Origin of the sequence: Achromobacter sp. Root170 (assembly GCF_001428165.1) — a bacterium.
GTDB lineage: Bacteria > Pseudomonadota > Gammaproteobacteria > Burkholderiales > Burkholderiaceae_B > Achromobacter > Achromobacter mucicolens.
This window is the reverse complement of sequence record NZ_LMHN01000001.1, coordinates 877901-901363: the sequence shown is the minus strand read 5'-3', so window position 1 is coordinate 901363 and position 23463 is coordinate 877901. Positions and strand designations below refer to the sequence as shown.

At 66.2% G+C, this 23463-nt stretch carries 19 protein-coding genes and 1 pseudogene; 8 read left to right on the top strand and 12 right to left on the bottom strand.

The window, feature by feature from the left end; translation table 11 throughout:
- Window positions 1-59: 59 nt before the first annotated feature.
- Together ASD87_RS04145 and ASD87_RS04140 are read right to left on the bottom strand one after the other, a co-directional pair.
- Window positions 60-965, bottom strand: coding sequence for a pirin family protein (locus tag ASD87_RS04145; protein ID WP_056317505.1), 906 nt, complete (start codon window positions 963-965; stop codon window positions 60-62).
- A 113-nt stretch (window positions 966-1078) separates the two neighbouring features.
- Window positions 1079-1777, bottom strand: coding sequence for a pirin family protein (locus tag ASD87_RS04140; protein ID WP_056317502.1), 699 nt, complete (start codon window positions 1775-1777; stop codon window positions 1079-1081).
- Window positions 1778-1958: 181 nt separating this feature from the next.
- On the opposite strand from ASD87_RS04140, the gene ASD87_RS04135 reads away from it, so the two are divergent.
- A complete protein-coding gene (locus ASD87_RS04135) occupies window positions 1959-2870 on the top strand; it encodes a LysR family transcriptional regulator (protein ID WP_056317499.1) in 912 nt (303 codons plus the stop codon).
- 30 nt (window positions 2871-2900) lie between these two features.
- Here ASD87_RS04135 and ntrC read toward each other — a convergent pair whose 3' ends face one another.
- From ntrC to rdgB, 5 genes are all read right to left on the bottom strand, one after another.
- Window positions 2901-4406: a nitrogen regulation protein NR(I) gene (gene ntrC, locus ASD87_RS04130; RefSeq protein ID WP_056317494.1), complete on the bottom strand. Its 1506-nt coding sequence runs from the start codon at window positions 4404-4406 to the stop codon at window positions 2901-2903.
- A complete protein-coding gene (gene glnL / locus ASD87_RS04125; RefSeq protein WP_056317491.1) occupies window positions 4406-5470 on the bottom strand; it encodes a nitrogen regulation protein NR(II) in 1065 nt (354 codons plus the stop codon). Before glnL ends, ntrC begins: the two co-directional genes overlap by 1 nt.
- A 187-nt stretch (window positions 5471-5657) precedes the next feature.
- Complete coding sequence (gene glnA / locus ASD87_RS04120) at window positions 5658-7070, bottom strand: type I glutamate--ammonia ligase (protein WP_056317488.1); 1413 nt, start codon at window positions 7068-7070, stop codon at window positions 5658-5660.
- A gap of 183 nt (window positions 7071-7253) precedes the next feature.
- On the bottom strand, window positions 7254-8474 hold the full coding sequence (gene hemW, locus ASD87_RS04115; protein ID WP_056317485.1) for a radical SAM family heme chaperone HemW: 1221 nt from the start codon (window positions 8472-8474) through the stop codon (window positions 7254-7256).
- Between the two features lie 34 nt (window positions 8475-8508).
- Complete coding sequence (gene rdgB / locus ASD87_RS04110; protein WP_056317482.1) at window positions 8509-9132, bottom strand: RdgB/HAM1 family non-canonical purine NTP pyrophosphatase; 624 nt, start codon at window positions 9130-9132, stop codon at window positions 8509-8511.
- 203 nt (window positions 9133-9335) lie between these two features.
- Between rdgB and ASD87_RS04105 the strand changes: the two genes are divergently transcribed.
- Window positions 9336-11189, top strand: coding sequence for an EAL domain-containing protein (locus tag ASD87_RS04105; RefSeq protein ID WP_235512597.1), 1854 nt, complete (start codon window positions 9336-9338; stop codon window positions 11187-11189).
- Between the two features lie 150 nt (window positions 11190-11339).
- Here ASD87_RS04105 and ASD87_RS26515 read toward each other — a convergent pair.
- Window positions 11340-12773: pseudogene (locus tag ASD87_RS26515) on the bottom strand (methyl-accepting chemotaxis protein); the annotation flags it as partial.
- Between the two features lie 231 nt (window positions 12774-13004).
- On the opposite strand from ASD87_RS26515, the gene ASD87_RS04100 reads away from it, so the two are divergent.
- Window positions 13005-14165: an acyl-CoA dehydrogenase family protein gene (locus ASD87_RS04100; protein WP_056317477.1), complete on the top strand. Its 1161-nt coding sequence runs from the start codon at window positions 13005-13007 to the stop codon at window positions 14163-14165.
- A 16-nt stretch (window positions 14166-14181) separates the two neighbouring features.
- Window positions 14182-15555, top strand: coding sequence for an MmgE/PrpD family protein (locus ASD87_RS04095; protein ID WP_056317476.1), 1374 nt, complete (start codon window positions 14182-14184; stop codon window positions 15553-15555).
- Window positions 15556-15683: 128 nt separating this feature from the next.
- On the opposite strand, the gene rph is transcribed toward ASD87_RS04095, so the two are convergent.
- A complete protein-coding gene (gene rph / locus ASD87_RS04090) occupies window positions 15684-16418 on the bottom strand; it encodes a ribonuclease PH (protein ID WP_056317474.1) in 735 nt (244 codons plus the stop codon).
- A gap of 184 nt (window positions 16419-16602) precedes the next feature.
- Between rph and ASD87_RS04085 the strand changes: the two genes are divergently transcribed.
- Window positions 16603-17535, top strand: coding sequence for a YicC/YloC family endoribonuclease (locus tag ASD87_RS04085; protein WP_056317471.1), 933 nt, complete (start codon window positions 16603-16605; stop codon window positions 17533-17535).
- Between the two features lie 21 nt (window positions 17536-17556).
- Here the strand turns inward: ASD87_RS04085 and ASD87_RS04080 are convergent, their stop codons facing one another.
- Together ASD87_RS04080 and ASD87_RS04075 are read right to left on the bottom strand one after the other, a co-directional pair.
- Window positions 17557-19116, bottom strand: coding sequence for an amino acid permease (locus ASD87_RS04080; protein WP_082586184.1), 1560 nt, complete (start codon window positions 19114-19116; stop codon window positions 17557-17559).
- A gap of 157 nt (window positions 19117-19273) precedes the next feature.
- Entirely contained in the window at window positions 19274-20773 is a 1500-nt protein-coding gene (locus ASD87_RS04075; RefSeq protein WP_369818494.1) for an AMP nucleosidase, read from the bottom strand.
- On the opposite strand from ASD87_RS04075, the gene ASD87_RS27080 reads away from it, so the two are divergent.
- Both ASD87_RS27080 and ASD87_RS04065 read left to right on the top strand, forming a co-directional pair.
- A complete protein-coding gene (locus ASD87_RS27080; RefSeq protein ID WP_056317467.1) occupies window positions 20742-20945 on the top strand; it encodes a hypothetical protein in 204 nt (67 codons plus the stop codon). The two genes, ASD87_RS04075 and ASD87_RS27080, sit on opposite strands and share 32 nt — an antisense overlap.
- 201 nt (window positions 20946-21146) lie before the next feature.
- The gene (locus ASD87_RS04065) at window positions 21147-21743 is read left to right on the top strand and encodes a C40 family peptidase (protein WP_056317465.1); all 597 of its coding nucleotides are present in this window, start codon (window positions 21147-21149) and stop codon (window positions 21741-21743) included.
- Window positions 21744-21862: 119 nt separating this feature from the next.
- On the opposite strand, the gene ASD87_RS04060 is transcribed toward ASD87_RS04065, so the two are convergent.
- Entirely contained in the window at window positions 21863-22633 is a 771-nt protein-coding gene (locus ASD87_RS04060; RefSeq protein ID WP_056317463.1) for an SDR family oxidoreductase, read from the bottom strand.
- A 166-nt stretch (window positions 22634-22799) separates the two neighbouring features.
- Between ASD87_RS04060 and gmk the strand changes: the two genes are divergently transcribed.
- Complete coding sequence (gene gmk, locus ASD87_RS04055; protein ID WP_081101052.1) at window positions 22800-23432, top strand: guanylate kinase; 633 nt, start codon at window positions 22800-22802, stop codon at window positions 23430-23432.
- Window positions 23433-23463: the final 31 nt, after the last annotated feature.

Sequence of the window (23463 nt, the reverse complement as noted above, 5' to 3'; positions counted from 1 at the left end):
AAGTTACACGATCACGGACGGCATTGCGCCGCCCTTCACGCATTGTCATCCCGCCCCGCTCAGTTGCGCGGTTCCGGCAGCGGAATGTATTCGGTCTCGTCGCCGGGCACGATCTGATCGAAGCGCGTGCGTTGCCAATCCTGCTTGGCCTGTTCGATCCGATCCTTGCTGCTGGACACGAAGTTCCACCACACGAAGCGCGGACCGTCGAGCGGTTCGCCGCCCAGCAGCGCGAAGCGCGCGGCGGTCTTGGCGCGGATCTGCACCGGCTTGCCCGGGGCAAACACCACCAGGCGACCGCTCTCGTATTCCTGGCCGTCGATTTCCACCGTGCCACTGGCCAGATAGGCCGCGCGTTCTTCGTGCTCGGCCGGCAGCACCGTCGTGGCGCCCGGTTGCAGTTGCAGGTCGCCGTAGAAAAGCGGCGACAGCGTCTTGACCGACGAGGTCTTGCCGAACATCGAACCGGCGACGACCTGGGCGCGCACGCCCTCGCCTTCGACCACCGGCTGCGCATCCAGGCCGTAATGCACGAAACCCGGATCGGTTTCTTCGTGCGCCTTGGGCAGGCCAACCCAGATCTGCAGACCCGAAAGCCGCTGCGGCGCGAGGCGGCTTTCCGGCGAGGAGCGTTCGGAGTGCACGATTCCCCGGCCGGCGGTCATCCAGTTCACTTCACCGGGCAGGATGGTTTGCGTGTTGCCTGCCCCGTCGCGGTGGACCATGGAGCCTTCGTACAGGTAGGTGACGGTGGACAGCCCGATATGCGGATGCGGCCGCACGTCGATGCCGGTGCCGATGTCGAAGTCCGCCGGACCCATCTGGTCCAGGAAGACGAACGGACCGACGCTGCGGCGCTGCATGGAAGGGATGGCGCGGCGGACGGAGAATCCGCCCAGGTCGCTGGTGCGCGGCACCACGACGGTTTCGATCTGGCTTTCGCCGGCTTGGGACAGGGTCGACATGGTGCAATGCTCCGCAATGGATTGGCCTGGGGCCATCTTAATGGCCTCGGTGCAGGTAATGGGGGGTAATTGGGTGAGCCGGGCGGATTCCAGGATCCGCCCGGCGGTTGGCGTCAGGCCAGGTCGAACACCAGCACTTCAGCGTCCTTGCCGCCCGACAGCTCGACGCTGCCGGCGTCGGTGATCGCCACGGCGTCACCGGCATTGAGCGCGGCGCCGTTGACGGTCACGCTGCCGCGGGCCACATGGACCCAGGCGCGGCGGCCGGCGGCCAGCGGCAGCGAGGCCGACTCGTCGCCATCGAACAGACCGGCGTACAGACGCGCGTCCTGATGGATCTTCATCGATCCGTCGATGCCGTCGCCCGACACCAGGGCTTGCAGACGGCCACGCTTTTGCGCATCGCTGAAGGCGCGCTCTTCGTATTCCGGCGCAATGCCAGTCACGTTCGGCTCGATCCAGATCTGCAGCATGTGCGTTTCGGCATCGGGGCGGGGGTTGAACTCCGAGTGCATCACGCCGCGGCCGGCGCTCATGCGCTGGACGTTGCCGGGCTGGATTTCCGAGCCGCTGCCCATGCTGTCCTTGTGAGCGATCGCGCCATCCAGGACATACGTGATGATCTCCATGTCCCGGTGACCGTGCGTGCCGAAGCCGCGGCCCGCGGCGATGCGGTCGTCGTTGATGACGCGCAGCGCGCCAAAGCCCATGTGAGCCGGATCGTAGTAGTTGGCAAACGAGAAGGTATGGAACGAATCGAGCCATCCGTGGTTGGCGTGACCCCGTTCAGCAGCGCGGCGGATCGTAAGCATGGTGAACTCCTGTTTCAATAATATGAATGGTTAGGGCTGCGTCTTGGCTGGGCTTTCCGCCTTGCCGTTTGTCTGCAACCCCGGCATGAGTGATATTCTGCGCGCCCTGACCGCCGGTTTTGGCGCTATATTTTGATGACTTCATTCAAATTTTTTGAATCCCCACTTTTGGCGCCCTTCCATGCAGCCCATCACGCCCGAACTCCTCGTCCTCGTCGACGCCATCGCGCGCCACGGCAGCTTCGCCAAGGCGGCGCGCGAACTGGGTAAGGTGCCCTCCGCCGTCACGTATTCCATCCGCAAGCTCGAAGACGGCCTGGACGTGCTGCTGTTTGACCGCTCGGGGCATCGGGCGCTCTTGACGCCAGCGGGCGAGGCGCTGCTCAAGGACGGCCGGCATCTGCTGCAGTCGCTGGACGAACTGGCCAGCCGGGTCAAGCGCATCGCAACGGGGTGGGAGGTGCAGCTGCGCATTGCGGTCAGCGCGGTGCTGCCGTGGCGGCCCATCTATGACCTGATCGATGAGTTCCATGCGGTGGGCAGCGCCACGACGCTCCGTTTCTCCACCGAAGTCCTGAGCGGCAATTGGGATGCGCTGACCTCGGGGCGCGCGGACCTGGTGATCGGTGCGGGCGCGGCGGGCGAGCCGACGGGTCCCTATCGCTCGCAGGCGATCGGCGTGATGCAATTCGGATTCTGCGTGGCGGCGAACCATCCGCTGGCCGCCCTGCCCCAGCCGCTTAGCCGCGCCGACATCACGCGCTACTGCGCGGTCGTTATTGCCGACACGTCACGCAACCTGCCCGTGCAGTCGCGCGGCATTCTGTCGGATCAGCCGACGCTGGTGATGCCGTCGATGCAGGCCAAGATCGAGGCGCAGGTGCGCGGCCTGGGCTGCGGCTATCTGCCGCTGACGCTGGCCGCGCCCTACCTGGCGCAGGGTCTGCTGGTGGTGTGTGAGACGGATGAGGGCATGTCCCTGACGGAACACGTTGCCTACGCCTGGCGGGCGGAGCCGCCGGGCGAGGCCATGAAGTGGTGGCTGCAGAAGCTGAAGTCCCCGCGCCTTTGCGAGAGCCTGCTCGGGCTATAGACCGGTCCACCGGACCGGCCCATCGCACGGCTATTCGTCTTCGATCCCCAGCTCGCGCAGCTTGCGCGTGATGGTGTTGCGGCCGATCCCCAGACGGGAGGCGGCTTCCACCCGGCGCCCGCGGCTGGCGTCCAGCGCGCTTTGCAAGAGGATCTTCTCAAACTGGCGGGTCAGCGTCGCCATGACGGCCGGTTCGCCGCGCTCCAGCCGGTACTGCGCGTCGCGCAGCAGCGAATCCTGCCAATTGCGCGGCGCGGCGTCGCCTGCGGCTTGCTCGGCGTACGCGCCGGCTTGCACCACGGTGCCCACTCCCGCGGCGGGCGGGGCGGCCCGCAAGGGCGCCGCGCCTGGCTGCGGCTGGTGTTCCATGGCCCGGATCTCGGGCGGCAGGTCCACGCGGTCCACCGTCTGGCCCGGCGCCATCACGGTCAGCCAATGGCAGAAGTTTTCAAGCTGGCGCACGTTGCCGGGAAAGTCGAACTTGGTCAGCACGGCCAGCGCCTCGGGCGTCAACCGCTTGACGGGCACGCCCAGCGTGCGCGCGCTGGCGGTCAGGAAGTGCTGGGCCAGCGCGGGAATGTCCTCGACGCGCTCTCGCAGCGGCGGCAGCCGCAGCCGGATCACGTTCAAGCGGTGAAACAGGTCTTCGCGAAACAACCCCTGCTCGACCCGCTGCTCCAGCGGCTGGTGCGTGGCGGCCACGATGCGCACGTCCACGCGCACGGGTTGCGCACCGCCGACGCGGTAGAAGCTGCCCTCGGCCAGCACACGGAGCAGGCGCGTCTGCAGTTCGATCGGCATGTCGCCGATTTCGTCCAGGAACAAGGTGCCGCCGTGCGCCTCTTCGAAGCGGCCGCGGCGCAGATTGTTGGCGCCGGTGAAGGCGCCGCGCTCGTGGCCGAAGAGTTCGGCTTCCAGCAGATCGCGCGGGATGGCCGCGGCGTTCAGCGCCACGAACGGTCCGCTGGCACGCACGCCGTGGCCGTGCAGCGCGCGGGCCACCAGCTCTTTGCCGGTGCCGGATTCGCCGGTGATCAGGACGGTGACCTTGGATTGGGCCAGCCGGCCGATCGCGCGAAAGACTTCCTGCATGGCGGTGGACGACGATTGCGTCATCATCCAGCGCTCGTTGTTCTGGGACGCCTCGCCCTGCCCCTCCGGACTTTCGGGCTGCGCCGATTCCTGCATGGCGCGCTGGATCAGCGCGACCGCCTCGTTCACGTCGAACGGCTTGGCCAGGTAATCGAACGCGCCGCCCTGGAACGCGGACACGGTGCTGTCCAGGTCGGCGAACGCCGTCATCACGATGACCGGCAGGCCGGGATGCCGCTCTTTCAGTTGGCGCAACAGCTCCAGGCCGTTGCCGCCGGGCATGCGGATGTCTGACACCAGCGCCACGGGCGTTTCACGCGAAAGCGCCTCCAGCACGTCGGCCGATTGGGAAAAACTGCGGGTGGGGACGCCAGCGCGGGCCAGGGCCTTTTCGAGGACCCAGCGGATGGCCTGGTCGTCGTCGACGATCCATACGGGTTTCATCAGTTTGCGGGCTCCATCGGGAGGACCAGGCGAAACTCGGTGCGCCCCGGTCGGGATTCAAATTCGATGATGCCGCCGTGCTGTTGCACGAAGTCCTGCGCCAGGCTCAGGCCCAGGCCGGTGCCGCCCGCCCTGGCCGTGACCAGCGGGTGGAAGATGCGGTCGCGGATGTGTTCCGGCACGCCAGGACCGTTGTCGATGATGGACAGCACCAGCGCCAGGCGGTGCTGACGGTGCGCCAGCATGACCTGCCGCGCGACACGCGTGCGCAGCGTCACCACGCCGGGTTCGGTCTGCGGACCTTGCGGACGCGCCACCAGCTCCTGCGCGGCATTGCGCGCAACGTTGAGCACGGCCTGCATCAGGCGGGCGGCGTCGCCCTTCAGGTCCGGCACCGAGGCGTCGTAGTCGCGCTGGATCGTGACGTCGTTGCGGAACTCGGCCTGGATCAGCGCGCAGACGCGCTCGCAGATTTCATGGATGTTCACCGGCCGCGCATTGAGCGGCACACGTTGCGGACCGCTCAGGCGGTCCACCAGCGCCTGCAGGCGGTCGGCTTCCGAAATGATGACCTGGGTGTACTCGGCCAGGGCCGCGCTGGGCAGCTCGGCCTCCAGCAACTGTGCGGCGCCGCGCAGTCCGCCCAGGGGATTCTTGACTTCATGCGCCAGATTGCGCAGCAGTTCGCGGTGGGCTTCGATCTCGTCCACCAGCCGGTGGTTGCGGTCGGCCAGCACGCGTTGCTCGATTTCGCGCGTTTCGATCAGTACCGGCCAGCGCTGGCCGGTCAGTCCCACGGTGGTCACCGAGACTTCCACGGATTCGGTGGCGCGGCGCAACGAGGCCAGTTGCCTCACGTCGGCGTACCTGCCGCCCGCGGCGCGGTCGATCGATGACTGGATATTCTCAGGGTTGTCGTACAGGGTGGCGGCTGAGTGCCCGCCTAGTTGCTTGCGCGAACGGCCGAAAAGGTCCTCGGCGGCTGCGTTGGCGTATTCGATGTGGCCGCGCTCGTTGACCAGGAAAACTGACGTGGCTAGCAGATCGAGAGCTTCAACATTCATTTTCAACGTACCCGAATGGACAGGGGAAAGCGGAACGCGTCCGCGACGGGCGAGCCGGCCCGACGCCCTGCCCGCCGGCGCGGCGCCGGGCGGGCAATTCATCGGGCGGCTACCTGGTGGTGCGCGTGGTGTGGGCCCTGGTTTCTGCCTACATCATCGCGCTCCCCCCAGCCACGGCCTCAAGACATCAGAGGCTGTAGTACATGTCGAATTCGACCGGGTGCGTCGTCATGCGCAGACGCGTCACATCGGCCATCTTCAGGTCGATGTAGGCGTTGAGCATGTCGTTGCTGAACACGCCGCCACGGGTCAGGAACTCGCGATCCTTGTCCAGGGCTTCCAGCGCTTCTTCCAGCGAGGCGCAGACGGTCGGGATCTTCGCGTCTTCTTCCGGCGGCAGGTCGTACAGGTTCTTGTCGGCCGGATCGCCCGGGTGGATCTTGTTCTGGACGCCGTCCAGGCCGGCCATCATCAGGGCCGAGAAAGCCAGGTACGGGTTGGCCAGGGGATCCGGGAAGCGCGTTTCGATGCGGCGGCCCTTCGGGTTGCCAACGTACGGAATGCGGATCGACGCCGAGCGGTTGCGGGCCGAGTAGGCCAGCTTCACGGGAGCTTCGAAGTGCGGGACCAGACGCTTGTACGAGTTCGTGCCGGGGTTGGTGATGGCGTTCAGGGCACGCGCGTGCTTGATGATGCCGCCGATGTAGTACAGGGCGAATTCAGACAGGCCGGCGTAGCCGTTGCCCGCGAACAGGTTCTGGCCGTCCTTCCAGATGGACTGGTGGACGTGCATGCCGGAGCCGTTGTCGCCAACGATGGGCTTGGGCATGAACGTGGCGGTCTTGCCGTAGGCGTGGGCCACGTTGTGCACGATGTACTTGACGATCTGCGTCCAATCGGCGCGCTGGACCAGCGTGCTGAACTTGGTGCCGATTTCGAGCTGGCCGGGGGCCGCCACTTCGTGGTGGTGCACTTCGACCGGCACGCCCATCTGTTCCATCAGCAGGCACATTTCCGAACGCATGTCCTGGAACGAATCGACCGGCGGAACGGGGAAGTAGCCGCCCTTCACGCCCGGACGGTGGCCGGTGTTGCCGCCTTCGAATTCCAGGCCCGTGGACCACGGCGCTTCTTCGGACTTGATCTTGACGAACGTGCCCGACATGTCGGTGTTCCAGGTCACGCCGTCGAACACGAAGAATTCGGGTTCCGGACCGAAGTAGGCGGTGTCGCCCAGGCCGGAGGACTTCAGGTAGGCTTCGGCGCGCTTGGCCAGCGAACGCGGGTCACGGTCATAGCCCTTCAGGTCCGACGGTTCGACCACGTCGCACGATAGGATCAGGGTCGGCTCTTCGCGGAACGGATCCAGGTTGGCGGTGGAGCAGTCGGGGATGAGGAGCATGTCGGAGGCTTCGATGCCCTTCCAGCCCGGAATCGACGAACCGTCGAAAGCCTGCCCGCTTTCCAGCTTGTCTTCATCGATAGCAGTGGTGGGCACGGAAACGTGGTGCTCACGGCCAACCGTATCGGTAAAGCGGAAATCCACGAATTTCACTTCGTTATCGGCGATCTGTTTCAGGACGTCTTTCGGGCTTGCCATGTCATCTCCATTAGATAAAAGGGTCGAGGGCTTTGCCCGTCGACTGGCATAAAAGAGGGAAGCAATAAGCGTGCCAGGTTTAACCCCGGTATTCCCGGGGGGAGGCAGGTCGGTCTTGGGGAAATGTAGCACCACTATGGTGCAAAAGGTGGGGCACGATCGCCCCATCTTGGTGCTTGCACCTTACAGGAACATTTCCTGAAGGTCATTGAGGAAGCGCCAGCCCAGCGGGGTTGCCCGCAGGCGGGTGGGATCGGCGTCCAGCAAGCCCCGTTTCGAGGCTGCCTCCAATTGGTGCGCAATGACGGCCAGCGACAAACCGGTGCGCTCGTTGAACGCCGTCGCCGCCACGCCGTCTTTCAGGCGTAAGGCATTCAGCATGAACTCGAACGGCAGCTCGTCCGGACCCACGTGGCGGGTTTCGGCCAGGTGACTGCCATCCCGGGCCATCGCGGCCTGCATCCAGGAATCGGGGTTTTTCAGTCGCGCCTCGCGCACGATGCGGTCATGGAACGACAGCTTGCCGTGCGCGCCCGGCCCGATGCCCAGGTAGTCGCCGAATTCCCAGTAATTCATGTTGTGGCGGCTCCGCGCGCCGGGCTTGGCGTAGGCCGAGACCTCGTAGCGCGCCAGCCCCGCCGCGGCCAGTTCGGCCTCCACCGCGTCCTGCATGGCGGCGCTGGTGTCATCGTCGGGCAGGTTCTCGGGCGGAAACTTCGCGAAGACCGTGTTCGGTTCCATCGTCAGGTGGTACAGCGACAGATGCTCGGTGCCGAACGATATGGCCTCGCGCAGATCGGCCGTACAGGCCTCAAGCGTCTGGCCGGGCAAGGCAAACATCACGTCCAGATTGACGCGGGGCGCCGCCCGCTGCGCCATGTCGATCGCCGCGCGGGCCTGCGCGGCATCGTGGATGCGGCCCAGCTTTTTCAACTGGGCGTCGTCAAAGCTCTGAATGCCCAACGAAAAGCGCGTGACCCCGCTGGCCGCGTAATCCCGGAACCGGCCGGCCTCGGCCGTGCCCGGATTGGCCTCCATCGTGATCTCGGCGTCGGGCCACAGGTTCAGGTACGCCCGCAACATCGCCAGCAGTTCGTCCAGGCCGGCGGCCGACAGCAGGCTGGGCGTGCCGCCGCCGATGAAGACGGAAATCACCTGCCGGCCCCAGATGGACGGCAGCGACTGTTCCAGGTCGCTGCGCAGCGCGTCCAGATAGGCGCGCTCGGGAATTTCACCTGGCGCGGCATGCGAGTTGAAATCGCAGTAAGGGCATTTGCGCACGCACCAGGGCACGTGGACGTAGACGGACAACGGCGGCAGGCTGGTCAGCGTGGCGCCAGCAGGCACGACGAGGCGCGACTTAGGCGCGCCCATGTCGTTGCGGATGGGAATGGTGATGGACATGCGGAAAATTCCTGGCGCCTTGCCGGCGCCGTGTTCAAGCGTTGCCCAGCTTGCTGAGCAGCTCGCGCAGCGCCCGGGCGCGGTGGCTGACCCGGTTCTTTTCGTCGGGATCCAGCGACGCGGCGGTCAGCGCCATGTCGGGCAGGTAGAAGTGCGGATCGTAGCCGAAACCGTTGGCGCCTTCGGGCACATCGATGATCTCGCCATGCCACAGGCCCTCGCCGATGAGCGGGCGGGGATCGTTCTCGGAACGCACCAGCGCCAGGACCGCCACGTACCAGGCGCTGCGGTCCTCGACCGACGCCAGGTTGCGCACCAGCAACGCATTGTTGGCCGCATCGGACTTTTCGCCGCCGTGCATCTTGGCATAGCGGGCCGAATAGACACCGGGTGCGCCATCCAGCGAGGCGACGCACAGGCCCGAGTCGTCCGCCAGCGCGGGCAGCCCGGTCAAGCGGCTGGCGTGGCGCGCCTTGGCCAGCGCGTTTTCGACGAAGGTGACGTGCGGCTCTTCGGCTTCCGGCACGCCCAGTTCGCCCTGGGGCACCAGCTCAATGCCCAGCGGCGCGAACAAGGCGGAGAACTCGCGCAGCTTGCCGGCATTGTTGGACGCCAGGACGACGCGGCGCAGGGAGTCGGGAATCTTGGGGGATGTCATAGGGCGGATTGTATAGGGGCGCGCCTGCGGCGGGCGTGCATTCCACGATGATGGCGCGGGTACCACCCCCGGGTGAATTGCTTGTTGACACTTTTGTAACAGCGCCCGAAGATTGCACGTCAACGATTCGGCGCAACAACGCAGACATATTTTGTTGTCAATATGACCCATCTTGTCACTGATCGTTTCTCAATGCCCCGGCGATGAACTCCATTCACGCTTTGCCACGGCCTGCGGCGGCCCGTGCTCCCCATCACCATCCCGGCGGAGCGCCCGCCCACGCCAGCCTGGCTGGCATCCTGCGCGAAAGATTGTTGCGTCCGCGCTTCCAGCCGGTGATCGACCTGTCCCACAGCCGGATCTATGGGCACGAAAGCCTGATCCGCGGTCCCGCCGACACGCCCCTGCACTATCCCGATGCCCTGTTCGCCGAGGCGCGCCGTCAGGGCTTGCACCCTCAGCTTGAACTAGCCAGTTTTCGCGCGGGCGCGCGGGGGTTCGAACAGAACGACGCCGCCGGCAAGCTGTTTCTGAACCTGTCCGGCTCTGCCCTGCTCCATTACTGGACCCTCTGGGGCTACGACATGCCCGCCCGGCTGCTCAAGGATTGCGCCCTGGAGCCCGCCAGCATCGTTGTCGAGCTTACCGAACAGGATCCCCTGTCTGACCGCATGGCCGACCTGCACAACGCGTTCGCGTGCCTGCGCGAAGCCGGCATGCGCATCGCGCTGGACGATTACGGGGTCGGCAATTCCAACCTGCAGCTCTGGGCGGAAACCCAGCCCGAGCTGGTCAAGATCGACCGTTACTTCTTTGACGGCATCGGCCACGACGAGCGCAAGCAGAACATGGTGCGGGCCATCCTGAAGGTGGCCCAGCACCTGGGCACGTCGGTCATCGCCGAAGGCATCGAAACCGCCGAAGACCTGGCCGTCGTGCGTGAGCTGGATATCCGCTACGCGCAGGGTTGGTTCCTGGGCATGCCCGAGGAAATCCTGCTGACCGAACTGACGCCGCCGCTGCGGGATTCGCTGCGTTCCCGCACGTCGGCGCCCGTGTCGCAACGCGCCGCCGGCGGCACCGCCGTCAGCCTGCGCGTCGAAGCGCCGGCTGCGCTGCTGACCAAGCACACCAACGATGACGTGCATCGTCTTTTCATCGAGCACAAGAATCTGCACGCCGTGGCAGTGATCGACGCCGACAACCGGCCGGTCGGCATCATCAACCGGCGCGACTTCTCGGAACACTACGCCCAGCGCTACACGCGCGAGCTCTTCGGCCGCGACGCCTGCTCGACCTTCATGAACGCCGAGCCGGTGCTGGTGGATGTCAACGTGTCCATCGACCAGCTGAGCCACGTGCTGATTTCCGAAGACCAGCGCTACCTGATGGACGGGCTCATCATCACGCGCGACGGCCGCTACGACGGCCTGGCCACCGGTGAAACGCTGGTGCGCTCGGTGACCGAGATGCGGATCGAGGCGGCGCGCTACGCCAATCCGCTGACGTCCCTGCCCGGCAACATCCCCATCAGCCGGCACATCGCCACGCTGCTCGAAGACGCCGCCGACTTCACCATCTGCTACGGCGACCTGAACAACTTCAAGCCCTTCAACGACGTGTACGGCTATTGGCGCGGCGACGACATGATCATGCTGACCGCCGACGTCATCAAGCGGCACTGCGATCCGCAGCGCGATTTCGTGGGACACGTGGGCGGCGACGACTTCGTGGTGCTGCTGCGCAGCCCAGACTGGATGGCGCGCATCGAGCGCATCATTGCCGAATTCAACGAGGAAGCCGTGGCGCTGTATGACGAACAGGGCCGCCGCAACGGCGGCATCGAGGCCGAAGACCGTTACGGCGTGCCGCGCTTCTTTCCGTTCGTGACGCTGGGCGTGGGCGCCCTGACCGTCACGCCCTCGTTATGCGAGCGCATCCGCCCTGAGGACATCGCCTCGGCGGCCGCCCATGTCAAGCACAAGGTCAAACACGGGAATCTGTCGCTCGTGGCCGAGCGCTACACCGGCGCCGCCCTGCCGCCACTCACCGGCTGAGGCCTCGCGCGCCGCAGCCTGCGCCCCCTGCGCGATCTGGAATTTGGCCACGGCCCGGCGCAGTCCTTGCGCCTGGGATTCCAGCGCCGCCGCGGCAGCCGCCGTCTGTTCGACCATTGCGGCCGTTTCCTGCGTGGCACGTTCGATATCGGCCACCGCATGGTTGACCGACGCAATGCCGGCGGCCTGCTCGGCGGTGGCATTGGAGATCTCGGTCACGATCTGCGTCACGCGATCGACCGAGGCCACCATGTCGCGCATGGTGTCGCCCGCCAGATTCACATGACGCACGCCGGCATCCACGCGCGCGGCCGAATCCTCGATCAGGCCCTTGATCTCGCGCGCGGCCTGGGCGCTGCGTTGCGCCAGCGACCGCACTTCGCCCGCCACCACGGCGAACCCCTTGCCCTGCTCGCCCGCGCGGGCCGCTTCCACGGCTGCGTTGAGCGCAAGGATGTTCGTCTGGAACGCAATGCTGTCCACCACGCCCACGATCTCCCCGATGCGCCGCGCGCTATCGGCGATGCCCTGCATGCTGTGCACCACTTCATCGACGGCCTGGCCGCCGCGCTGCGCCAGCTGTGTGGCGCTCACCGCCTGGCGGCTCGCCAGGTCCGCGTTGCCGGCGGTCATCTGAACGGTATGGGCCAACTGCGTCATGTTCGCCGCCGCTTCCTGCAGCGAGCCAGCCTGGCGCGCCGCGCGGTCCGACATATCTGCGCCGCCCGCCGCAATCTCGCCCGAGCCGGTGTGGATCTCTTCCACCCCCAGGCGGACCGAGGCCACGGCGGCCGACAGCCCCGTCTGCATGCGGCGCATGGCCGAATACAGAACACCGATTTCGTTGTCGCCGCGTTGCGTGATCACGCCTGTCAGGTCGCCGTCCGCAATGCGGTCAAAGTGCGCCCCCGCCTCATTCAGCGGCCGCACGATGCTGCGGCGGAATCCCAGCCGGATCAGCATTGCCAGCACCAGGACGAAACCCAGCACGGCCGCCGCCACCACGATCACCCGTTCAAGCGTGCGGCTTGCGCCGGCCACCGCCTCCTGCCCCTGTTCGCGGGCGTAGGCCTGGTAGGCCTCGGCCTGCTTCACATACGCAGCTCCGCTGGCCGGCAGCGCCTTGTCCGTCAGCCGGTTGACCTCGATGCCGTTCCACCCCTGGATCGCGGTGCGCATCGGCACGAGCGTCTGGTCGGCAAAGGCGGCATACGCCGTCAGGACCTGGGCAAACAGCGGCGCGCCCTGGGCGCTGTCGTCCGGGTTGGCGCGCAGGCGCGCCACACTGGCAGCGGCCTGTTTGAGCAGTCCATCGGCCTGGGCCAGCGACGCGTTGCGCGCGTCTTCCAGCCCGCCTTCCATCGCCGTCTTGGCATCCGTGAGCGCCGCGCGCGCCTGGAACAGACGGCTGGTCATGTCGGCCAGATCGCTCGCCCTTTCGATGCTGCCCCGCCCCAGGGCCTCGATATCCGCGCGATTGTCGCGCAGGACCGTGATGCCCGCTGCCGCGGCAAGCGCGAACAGCACAACGAACAAGGCAAGAATGGCCGACAGCGCCGTCGTTACCCTCAGATTTTTTCGCATATCCATCCGTGTGTTGCGTGGCCGCCCGTGCGGCAGTGCAACGGATTATGGACACCCAGTTTGGCAATTTCTTGACACAACCTCGGTTGGGACGTGTCGCACTGCCGTCATGAAGCGGCGCTTTTGCGATCAGGAACCCTGTATTAATGATTTGTGAATTGGCACATGCGCGGCCTTGCGGCACATTCGATCCTGTCCCGAACCATTCCTTCAATCAGAAAAGCCAGTCACATGCTCCAAGCCTCCCACGCCTACCAGGACATTCGCGAAGCCGTCCGCGACCTCTGCGCGCAGTTTCCCTCCGAGTATTTCCGCAAGGTCGACGAAGAACGCGGCTACCCCGAGGACTTCGTGCGCGCCCTCACCGAAGCCGGCTGGCTGGCCGCCCTGATCCCCCAGGAATACGGCGGCTCGGGCCTGGGCCTGACCGAAGCCTCGGTCATCATGGAAGAGATCAACCGAAGCGGCGGCAACTCCGGCGCGTGCCACGGCCAGATGTACAACATGGGCACGCTTCTGCGCCACGGATCCGAGGCCCAGAAGCGCGAATACCTGCCCCGCATCGCCGCCGGGGAACTGCGGCTGCAGTCGATGGGCGTCACCGAGCCCACCACCGGCACCGACACCACCAAGATCAAGACCACCGCCGTCAAGCGCGGCGACCGCTACGTCATCAATGGCCAAAAGGTGTGGATCTCGCGCGTGCAGCACTCGGACCTGATGATCCTCCTGGCGCGCACCACGCCGCTCGATCAGGTCACGCGCAAGTCCGAAGGCATGTCGATCTTCCTCGTTGACCTGCACCATGCGGTCAAGCACGGCATGTCGATCCGCCCGATCCCCAACATGGTCAACCACGAGACCAACGAGCTCTTCTTCGACAACCTGGAAATCCCGGAAGAAAACCTGATCGGCGAAGAAGGCAAGGGCTTCAAGTACATCCTGGACGGCCTGAACGCCGAACGCACCCTGATCGCCGCCGAATGCATCGGCGACGGCTACTGGTTCGTCGACAAGGTCACCGCGTACGCCAAGGAACGCATGGTCTTCGGCCGCCCGATCGGCCAGAACCAGGGCGTGCAGTTCCCCATCGCGCGCGCGCACATCAACGTCGAGGCAGCCAGCCTGATGCGCTATGAAGCCTGCCGGCTGTTCGACGCCCACGAACCCTGCGGCGCCCAGGCCAACATGGCCAAGCTGCTGGCCGCCGACGCGTCCTGGGAAGCAGCCAACGCGTGCCTGCAATTCCACGGCGGCTTCGGCTTTGCCACCGAATACGACGTCGAGCGCAAGTTCCGCGAGACGCGCCTCTATCAGGTGGCCCCCATTTCCACCAACCTGATCCTGTCGTACGTCGCCGAACACATCCTGGGCCTGCCCCGCTCCTTCTGACATGCCAACTTCCGACATGACCGCAGACAAAGACACCCCGCACCTGAGCGCCGAACTCGCCGCCTTTGCCGCCAACCTGCGCTACGAAGACATCCCCGCCCCGGTGCTGCGCCGCGCCGAAGACCTGCTCCTCGATTGCCTGGCGTCCATCCTTGCCGGCGCGTCGGCCCGCGCGGTCCAGGCGATCGACCGCTATGCCGCCGCAATGGGTCCGGCCGATGGCCCCAGCGAAGTCCTGATCACCCGCCGCCGCACCACGCCGCTTTTTGCCGCCATGGTCAACGCGGCGGCCGCGCATGTAGTCGAACAGGACGACGTGCACAACGGCTCGGTCTTTCACCCCGCCGCCGTGGTGTTCCCTCCCGCGCTGGCCGTTGCGCAGGCGCTGGGGTCGTCGGGGCGCGATCTGCTTACCGCCGCCGTGGCCGGCTATGAGGTCGGCATTCGCGTGGGCGAGTTCCTCGGGCGCTCGCACTACAAGATCTTCCACACCACGGGCACGGCGGGCACCCTGGCTGCCGCCGTCACCACGGGGCGGCTGCTGGGCCTGTCCCCTGAACAGATGCTGCACGCGCTGGGCTCGGCGGGCACGCAAGCCGCAGGCCTGTGGGAATTCCTGCGCGACGCCGCCGACTCCAAGCAGTTGCACACCGCCAAGGCCGCCGCCGACGGCATTACCGCGGCCTACCTGGCGCGCGAAGGCTTCACGGGCGCCCGCCACATCCTGGAAGGCCCGCAAGGCATGGCCGCCGGCATGTCCACGGACGCCGATCCCAGCCGCCTGTGCGACCGTCTGGGACAGCGCTGGGCGCTGGCCGAGACCTCATTCAAGTTCCATGCCTCTTGCCGGCACACGCATCCGGCGGCGGACGCGCTGCAACAGGCGCTGCGCGACAACGACCTCACCGAGGCCGACGTCGAGCGCGTCGTGGCGCATGTCCACCAGGGCGCCATCGACGTCCTTGGCCCCGTCGTCAATCCGCAGACGGTGCACCAGTCCAAGTTTTCGATGGGCACGGTGCTGGCGCTGATCGCGCGCCAGGGCCGCGCCGGGCTCGCGGAGTTCGACGCGGGCCTCGACGACCCCGGCGTGGCTGCCTTCCGCGGCAAGGTCGAAATGGCCCTCGACCCGGAAGTCGACGGCGCCTATCCGCAACGTTGGATCGGCAAGGTCACGGTCTACACCCGCGACGGCCGCGTGCTGCATGGCCGCGTGGACGAACCCAAGGGCGATCCCGGCAACACGCTCAGCCGCCCCGAAATCGAGGACAAGACGCTCAGTCTGGGCCGCTACGCCGACGCGGCGACAGAGCAGGAACTGCGCGGCCTGATCGCGACGATCTGGGGGCTGGAGAAGCTGAGCAAGGTTGAGACGCTGCTGCCGCGGTAATGCGGGCGTCTCTGCAAGGTGTCTGACACCCTGCGGGCACAACCGTCAGTTGCCGGTTATCTCACCAGGGTGTCAGACACCGTGTCCGCACGACACACCGTGTTCACACGGCGCACAATTCGCGTGGCTTACGCCAGCGCGGCGCGTTGCGCCTTCACCAGATTGGCGATGCCGTTTTCCGCCAGCACCAGCATCGTGTCCAGCTCCCCGCGCGTGAACGTGGCGCCTTCGCCGGTGCCCTGCACTTCCACGAAGGCGCCGCTGCCCGTCATGATGACATTCACATCAGCGTCGCAAGCCGAGTCTTCCAGGTAGTCCAGGTCCAGCACCACCTGCCCGCGCACCAGGCCCACGGACACCGCGGCCACCGCGTCGCGGATCGGGCTGGCGGCCAGGTCGCCGCGCTTCATCAGCAGCGCCACCGCGTCGGCTGCCGCCACCCAGGCCCCGGTAATGCTGGCGCAGCGCGTGCCGCCGTCGGCCTGCAGCACATCGCAGTCCAGGTGCAGGGTGCGTTCGCCCAGCGCCTTCATGTCGAACACGGCGCGCAGGCTGCGTCCGATGAGGCGCTGGATTTCCTGCGTGCGGCCGCTTTGCTTGCCGCGCGCGGCCTCGCGGTCGCCGCGCGTGTGCGTGGCCCGCGGCAACATGCCGTATTCAGCCGTTACCCAGCCTTCGCCCTTGCCCTTCAGAAAAGGCGGTACCTTGTCCAGGACGCTTGCCGTACACAGCACGTGGGTGTCGCCCGCCTTCACCAGCACGGAGCCTTCGGCGTAACGCGTGAACCCGCGCTCCAGGCTGAACGGACGCAGTTGGTCGGCGGCGCGGCCCGACGGCCGGGCAATGGTGGGGATGGTGGTCACAACGGGCTCCAGACTTGGCTTCGATTCGCGGCATTGTACGGGCAGGCGCGCCGGGACAATCGCGCTTGGAGTATCCTGCCGCGATGTATCCGGTTGAATACACAGACCCGCAGCCCAGACCCTGGGCGCCGCGGGCCCCGGCGCAACCGGCTCCCACCTCAGGAATTATCAGGACTCGCACACCATGATCCGCAGCATGACCGCCTTCGGCAACGCCCGAGCAGACTTAGAACAAGGCACTCTCGCCATAGAACTGCGCAGCGTCAACAGCCGTTTTCTCGACCTGTATTTCCGCCTGCCCGACGAGCTGCGCCACGTGGAAACGCCGCTGCGCGAACTGCTGACGGCCAATCTGGCGCGCGGCAAGGTCGAAATCCGCGTGTCCTTTACCCGTGCGGCCAATACCGATCTGTCCAAGCTGGATCCCGCCTGGCTCGACAGCTTGGCCGAACAGCTGCAGGCCGCGCGCCGCATCATCCCGGACATCGCCTCCCCGCGCCTTGCCGAACTCTTCAACTGGCCCGGCCAGCGCGGCAACGATGCGCTGGATCCGCAGATCTGGGGCGCCGCCTGCCTGCAGGCCGCCCAGCAAGCGCTGACCCAGCTTCAGGAAGGCCGCGAGCGCGAAGGCGAGCGCCTGGCCGGCATGATGCGCGAATGCGCCGACGGCGTCGCGCGCGTGGTGGACATCGTGCAGGCGCATCTGCCGCAACTGCTGGCCGACCACCGCGACCGGCAGGCCGCCAAGCTGCGTGAAAGCGTGGAATCCGCGTTCCCCGGCGGATTCACGCATATTTCCGGCGCCGAACTGTCCGAGCGCCTGTCCCAGGAGGCCAACCTCTTTGCCCTGCGCATCGACGTGGCCGAGGAACTCTCACGCCTGCGTTCGCACCTGGAAGAACTGCGTCATCTGCTCTCGGACGGCGGCGGCAAGGCGGCGGCCGGCAAGAAGAGCGCCGGCAGCGCCGGCAAGCGGCTGGACTTCCTTTTCCAGGAAATGAACCGCGAGGCCAATACGCTGGGCTCCAAGGCAGGCAGCATGGAAGTCACCCGCGCAGCCATGGACCTGAAGCTGCTGATCGAGCAGATGCGCGAGCAGGCGCAGAACATCGAGTAAGGGGCGCCACGCCCCCCCGCCTTACCGGCTCTCGCCGATCGCCGGTTCGCCCCGCAGCGCCGAATCCAGGTATTGGCTGCGGGCGCGAGCGTCCGGAAAGCGCATGTCGCGGTAATTGACGAACCGCGAACCGCGCGTCAGCCGGTAGCCGGCCCAGATCAGCAGGAAGAGCGGAATGCCGATGTAGGTGGCGACCACACCGCCCCAATCGATCTTGTCCTGCAGGAACGCCTGGTAGTTCTGGCCCAGCGTGATGATCAGGCACAGCACGAACGCGAAAATCGGTCCAAAGGGAAAGAACGGGGACACATAAGGCAGATCCGCGAGGCTGTTGCCCTGCTTCACGTAGCCGCGGCGGAAACGGTAGTGGCTGATGGCGATGCCCAGCCACGCGATGAATCCCGTCATCCCCGAGGTATTGAGCAGCCAGATATAGACGGCGTTGGGGCTGAAGATGAACGTGAAAAAGCACAGCGCCGCCACGACGGTGGTGGCCAGCAGGGCCCACAGCGGCACGCCGCCGCGCGAGATCCGGCCAAAGATGCGCGGCGCCTTGCCTTCCCGGGCCAGGCTGTAGAGCATGCGCGTGGCCGCGTACATGCCGGAATTGCCCGCGGACAGCACCGACGTCAGCACCACGGCGTTCATGACGGACGCGGCGCCCAACAGGCCGGCGCGCTCGAAGATCAGCGCGAACGGGCTGACGCTGATGTCCTCGACGTCGTTGCGCAGCAGGTGCGGATCGGTATAGGGAATCAAGAGGCCGATGACCAGGATGGCCGCCACGTAGAACAGCAGAATGCGCCAGAACACCTGGCGCACCGCGCGCGGCAGATTGCGCGCCGGATCCTTCGATTCGCCCGCGGCGATGCCGATCAGTTCGGTGCCCTGGAAGGAAAACCCCACCACCATGGCCACGCCGATCAGCGCGGCGAAGCCGCCGGCGAACGGCGCGTCACCCACCGTCCAATTGGCCAGGCCGCCCGTCTCGCCGCCGCGGATGATGCCCAGCAGCATCATCACGCCCATCGTGACAAAGGCCAGCACGGCGATCACCTTGATGAGCGCGAACCAGAATTCCGCCTCGCCAAAGCCGCGGGCGGACATGGCGTTCAGTCCGAATGTGATCGCCAGGAACAACGCGCTCCAGTAAAAGCCGGGCACGTCGGGAAACCAGTACGCCATGACGAGCTGCGCCGCCACCAGGTCGACCGCGACGGTCACCGCCCAGTTGTACCAATAGTTCCACCCCAGCGCGAAGCCGAAACCATCCTCGACATAGCGCGCGCCGTAGGTTGAAAACGAACCCGACACGGGCATGGCGGCCGCCAGTTCGCCCAGGCTGGTCATCAGGAAATACACCATGATGCCGATCAGCACGTAGCCCAGCAGCGCGCCGCCAGGGCCGGCCTTGGCGATCGTCGCGCCGGACGCCACGAAGAGGCCGGTGCCGATCGACCCGCCCACCGCGATCATGGTCAGGTGGCGCGCGGACAGCGTGCGCCGCAATTCGGACGGCCTGCCCGCCTGCGCGTTGCGCGTGCCGCCGGAGCGGCGGTCATCGTGTTCCGATGGAGCCAAAATGCGTTCCTTCACGTCTGGATGGCGCTCGCGCAACGCCGCGCGAACGCCCTGGGATTACCGAGCAACGCGCGAGAATAGCGCAATCGGCCCCGACATGAAAAATCGCGGGCTGCGGGGGACGGATCAGCCGTTCAGCCTTCCGGCAGCGGCCCGTTTATTGAAACGCTGTTTCCATGAACGTGCGCAGCTTGCGCGAATGCAGCCGCTCGGGCGGCATGTCGCGCAGGCGCTCCAGCGCCCGAATGCCAATCTCCAGATGCTGGTTGACCTGACGCCGGTAGAAGGCGCTGGCCATGCCCGGCAATTTCAGTTCGCCGTGCAAAGGCTTGTCGGACACGCACAGCAAGGTGCCGTAAGGCACCCGGAAACGAAAGCCGTTGGCCGCGATGGTGGCCGATTCCATGTCCAGCGCAATCGCGCGCGACTGTGCAAAGCGTTCCACCAGATCGACGTGGTCGCGCAACTCCCAGTTGCGGTTGTCGATCGTGGCGACGGTGCCCGTGCGCATGATGCGCTTCAGGTCCCACCCGGACAGCCCGGCCACTTCTTCGACCGCCTGCTCCAGCGCCACCTGCACCTCCGCCAGGGCCGGGACCGGCACCCAGGTGGGCAGATCGTCGTCCAGGACATGGTCTTCACGGACGTAGCCGTGCGCCAGGACATAGTCGCCCAGCCGCTGGGAATCCCGCAGGCCCGCGCAATGGCCCAGCATCAGCCAGGCGTGCGGGCGCAGCACGGCGATGTGGTCGGTGATTGTCTTGGCGTTGGACGGCCCCACGCCGATATTGACCAGCGTGATGCCGGAATGATCGCCGCGCACCAGGTGATAGGCGGGCATCTGCGGCAGGCGCACCGGCTGGACTTCATCGCCGGGACCGCTTTCGCCGCGCCGCGTGATGCGGTTGCCGGGCTCGACCAGCATTTCATAGTCTTCGTTGCCGCTGGCCATCAGGGCGCGGGCCCGGGCGCAGAACTCATCCACGTAGAACTGGTAATTGGTGAACAGCACGAAATTCTGGAAGTGCGTCGGCGCGGTCGAGGTGTAGTGCTGCAGCCGGTGCAGCGAATAGTCCACGCGCTGCGCGGTGAACGGCGCGAGCGGCTTGGGCTCGCCGTCCTTGCCGCGCCACGAGCCATTGACGATGGCATCGTCCGTGACCGCCAGGTCCGGCACGTCGAACAGGTCGCGCAGCGGGCGCTTGAGCGCCTCGAGGTGCTCGCCCTCCACGTAGGCGCCCTCTGGAAAGGCGAAATGCAGCGGAATCGGCGAATCGGACTCGCCCACTTCGACCGCGACCCGATGGTTCTGCAACAACTGGCCGACCTGCTCGATCAGGTAGTCGCGGAACAGCGCCGGCTGGGTGACAGTAGTTTGGTAGTAGCCCGGTTCGGCCACGTGGCCATACGAAAGCCGGGTGTCGATGGGGTCGTAGGTTTCCACCACGATGCGGATGGCCGGATAGTAGGCGCGGAATCGCGCGCTGCCGTTGCCGGTGCCCTTCAGGACCTCTCGGAACGCGGTACGCAGGAACGCGGTGTTGCGCGCATAGATTTCAACCAGCCGGTCGACGGCGGACACGGCGTCCTGGAAGGGTTCGAAGGGCAAGGCCTCGGGCCGGTTCATGGAGGACAAAGGGTGCACTGCGTTCATCATTGAGCTTTACTCCGCCTTCTTATTTGTCTTGCCTGCATCCTCGGCCGCGCGCGGCGGCAACGCCGCCGGGCCGATGCGGTCGATTATGCCCGAGGCGATGGGCATTGAAATGTCATGCGGCGTTATTGGCGGGCGCATCGTCGCCGCCCAGCCGCGCACGCGCCAGAACTGACGATGCTGTTACGTCGCGCGGTGGGCGTGCGGTAACAGCGGGCGGCGAATTATGCTGCATTGCACTACAAATGTAATGAAACATTATTACACTATAATCATGAGGCGTTTCTTGCGTTCCGCCTGTAAACCGCTCCCCTTTCCGCCGGCTTGCCTGTCAAGGCAAAGCCATGCCGCCCACTCCGATTTTTGAAGTGACGTAATGACGCCGCCCACGCGAAAGTTTCGCTTTACCCAATTCCGCACTCCCGCATTTCTGTCAGCGCCCCTCTTGGCCCTGACCCTGTCCTGGATTCCCGGCGCCGCCCACGCCTCGCTGGCCGCCGAACAAGCCCGCCCCACCCTCAGCGGCCTGCGCCTGGCGCAAGAGCCCACGGTCCTGACGCTGCGCGAACGCGTCGTGCAGGCCGGCCTGGAGGCGATCGGCACGCCCTACAGCTGGGGCGGCGACGATGCCGACGGCTTCGATTGCAGCGGCCTCGTCCTGTATGTCTTCCGTGAAATCGCCGGCCTGGAGCTGCCCCGCACCGCGCGCGCCCAGCGCAGCGAAGGCAAGACCGTCTCGGCCAAGAAGGAATTGCGCCCCGGCGACCTGGTGTTCTTTGCCACCCGCGGACGCGGCGTGACGTCCCACGTCGGCATCTATATTGGGCAGAACAAGTTCGTCCACGCGCCGCGCCGCGGCACGAAAGTCCGGGTGGACGACATGAAGACCGCCTACTGGTCCAAGCGCTACCTGGGCGCCCGCGCCTACCTGGATACCCCGCCCAAGCAGTTGCTGGCCCAGGCCTCGCGCTAAGCGCGGGACGGTTGGACGGCGTCTGACCGGCGCCGGGGGAGATCAAAAAAAAACGCCGGCATGCGCATGCCGGCGTTCTCGTGCCTGGCCGTCCTGGCCAAGCGTGCCGCCCTGCCGGGTCAGCCCCGGCCCACGAAGGGCATGTTGGTGGCCATGAGCGTCATGAACTGCACGTTGGCATCCAGCGGCAGACGAGCCATCGCGGCGACCGCCTGCGCCACGTGAGCGACGTCCATGCGCGGTTCCACCTTGGTGCTGCCGTCCGCCTGCAGGATGCCGGCGGCCATGCGCTCAGTCATTTCAGTGGCGGCGTTGCCGATGTCGATCTGGCCGCACGCGATGTTGTACGGGCGGCAATCCAGGGAAATCGACTTGGTCAGCCCCGTCACCGCATGCTTGGTGGCGGTATAGGCGATGGAGAACGGCCGGGGCGCATGCGACGAAATCGAGCCGTTATTGATGATGCGGCCGCCGCGCGGATGCTGCGCCTTCATGATGCGGATGGCCGCCTGCGCGCACAGGAACATGCCGGTCAGGTTGGTGTCCACGACCTCGCGCCACACGGCAACCGGCAATTCCTCGATCGGCACGGCCGGAGCGCCCCGCCCGGCGTTATTGAACAGCACGTCCAGGCGGCCGTATTCGCGCTGGGCGGTGTCGAAGAGATCGCGGACCGCCTGCTCGTCGGACACGTCCGTGGGCACGACCAGCGCCCGCAGCCCGTCCTCGCCCGCCGCCGTGCGGGTGGCCTCCAGCGGCTCACGCCGGCGGCCCGCCAGCACGACCCGGTAACCCTGCGCCAGGAATTCCAGCGCGACTGCGCGGCCTATGCCGGTACCGGCGCCCGTGACCAGGGCGACGCGGGGCGGATCGATCTCGTTCGTGTTCATCGGATTCTCCGTCTTATGAATGCGCGAAATCCTACCCGAATCGCTTTACGGATGCTGCAAGCGAAGGTTCCAAGCGCAACACACTTTCAACATTCCGGCGCGCGCGGCCACCCGCGCGATTTGCTATTCTTCGAGTCTCAGCATCACACGCCGGTCACATTCATTCATGCACGCCACTCCCGGAAACGTCTTCATGGTCGTCGCGCCCAGCGGCGCCGGCAAGTCCAGCCTCGTGAAGGCCCTGCTTGCCCAAGACCCCTCCATCCTGCTTTCCATCTCCTGCACCACGCGCGCTCCCCGCCCCGGCGAGGAAGACGGCCGCGAATACCGGTTTGTGTCGCTGGACGATTTCAAGCGCATGCGTGAAGGCCAGAACCTGCTGGAATGGGCCGAGGTCCACGGCAATTTCTACGGCACCCCGCGCGACCGCATCGACGAGGCCACCGCCCAGGGACGCGACGTGCTCCTGGAAATCGACTGGCAAGGCGCGCGCCAGGTAAAGCAGCGTTTTCCCCGCGCGATCGGCATTTTCGTGCTGCCGCCGTCCATCGACGAGCTCGAAAGCCGCCTGAAGGCGCGCGGCCAGGATGAGCCGCACGTGATTGCCCGCCGGCTCATGGCGGCAGGCGGCGAAATCGCCCACGCGCCTGAATGCGAATATGTTATTATTAATCAAGAATTTAGCGTAGCCCTGTCGGAGCTGACCCAAATCGTCAGCGCCGCACGGCTGCGCTTTTCGTCTCAGGCCGCCCGCCACGCCGAGTTGTTTGCGCAACTTGGCATCCCGGCCGAACACTGAGCCGAACGCATTCTCTCCATCATCCATCAGC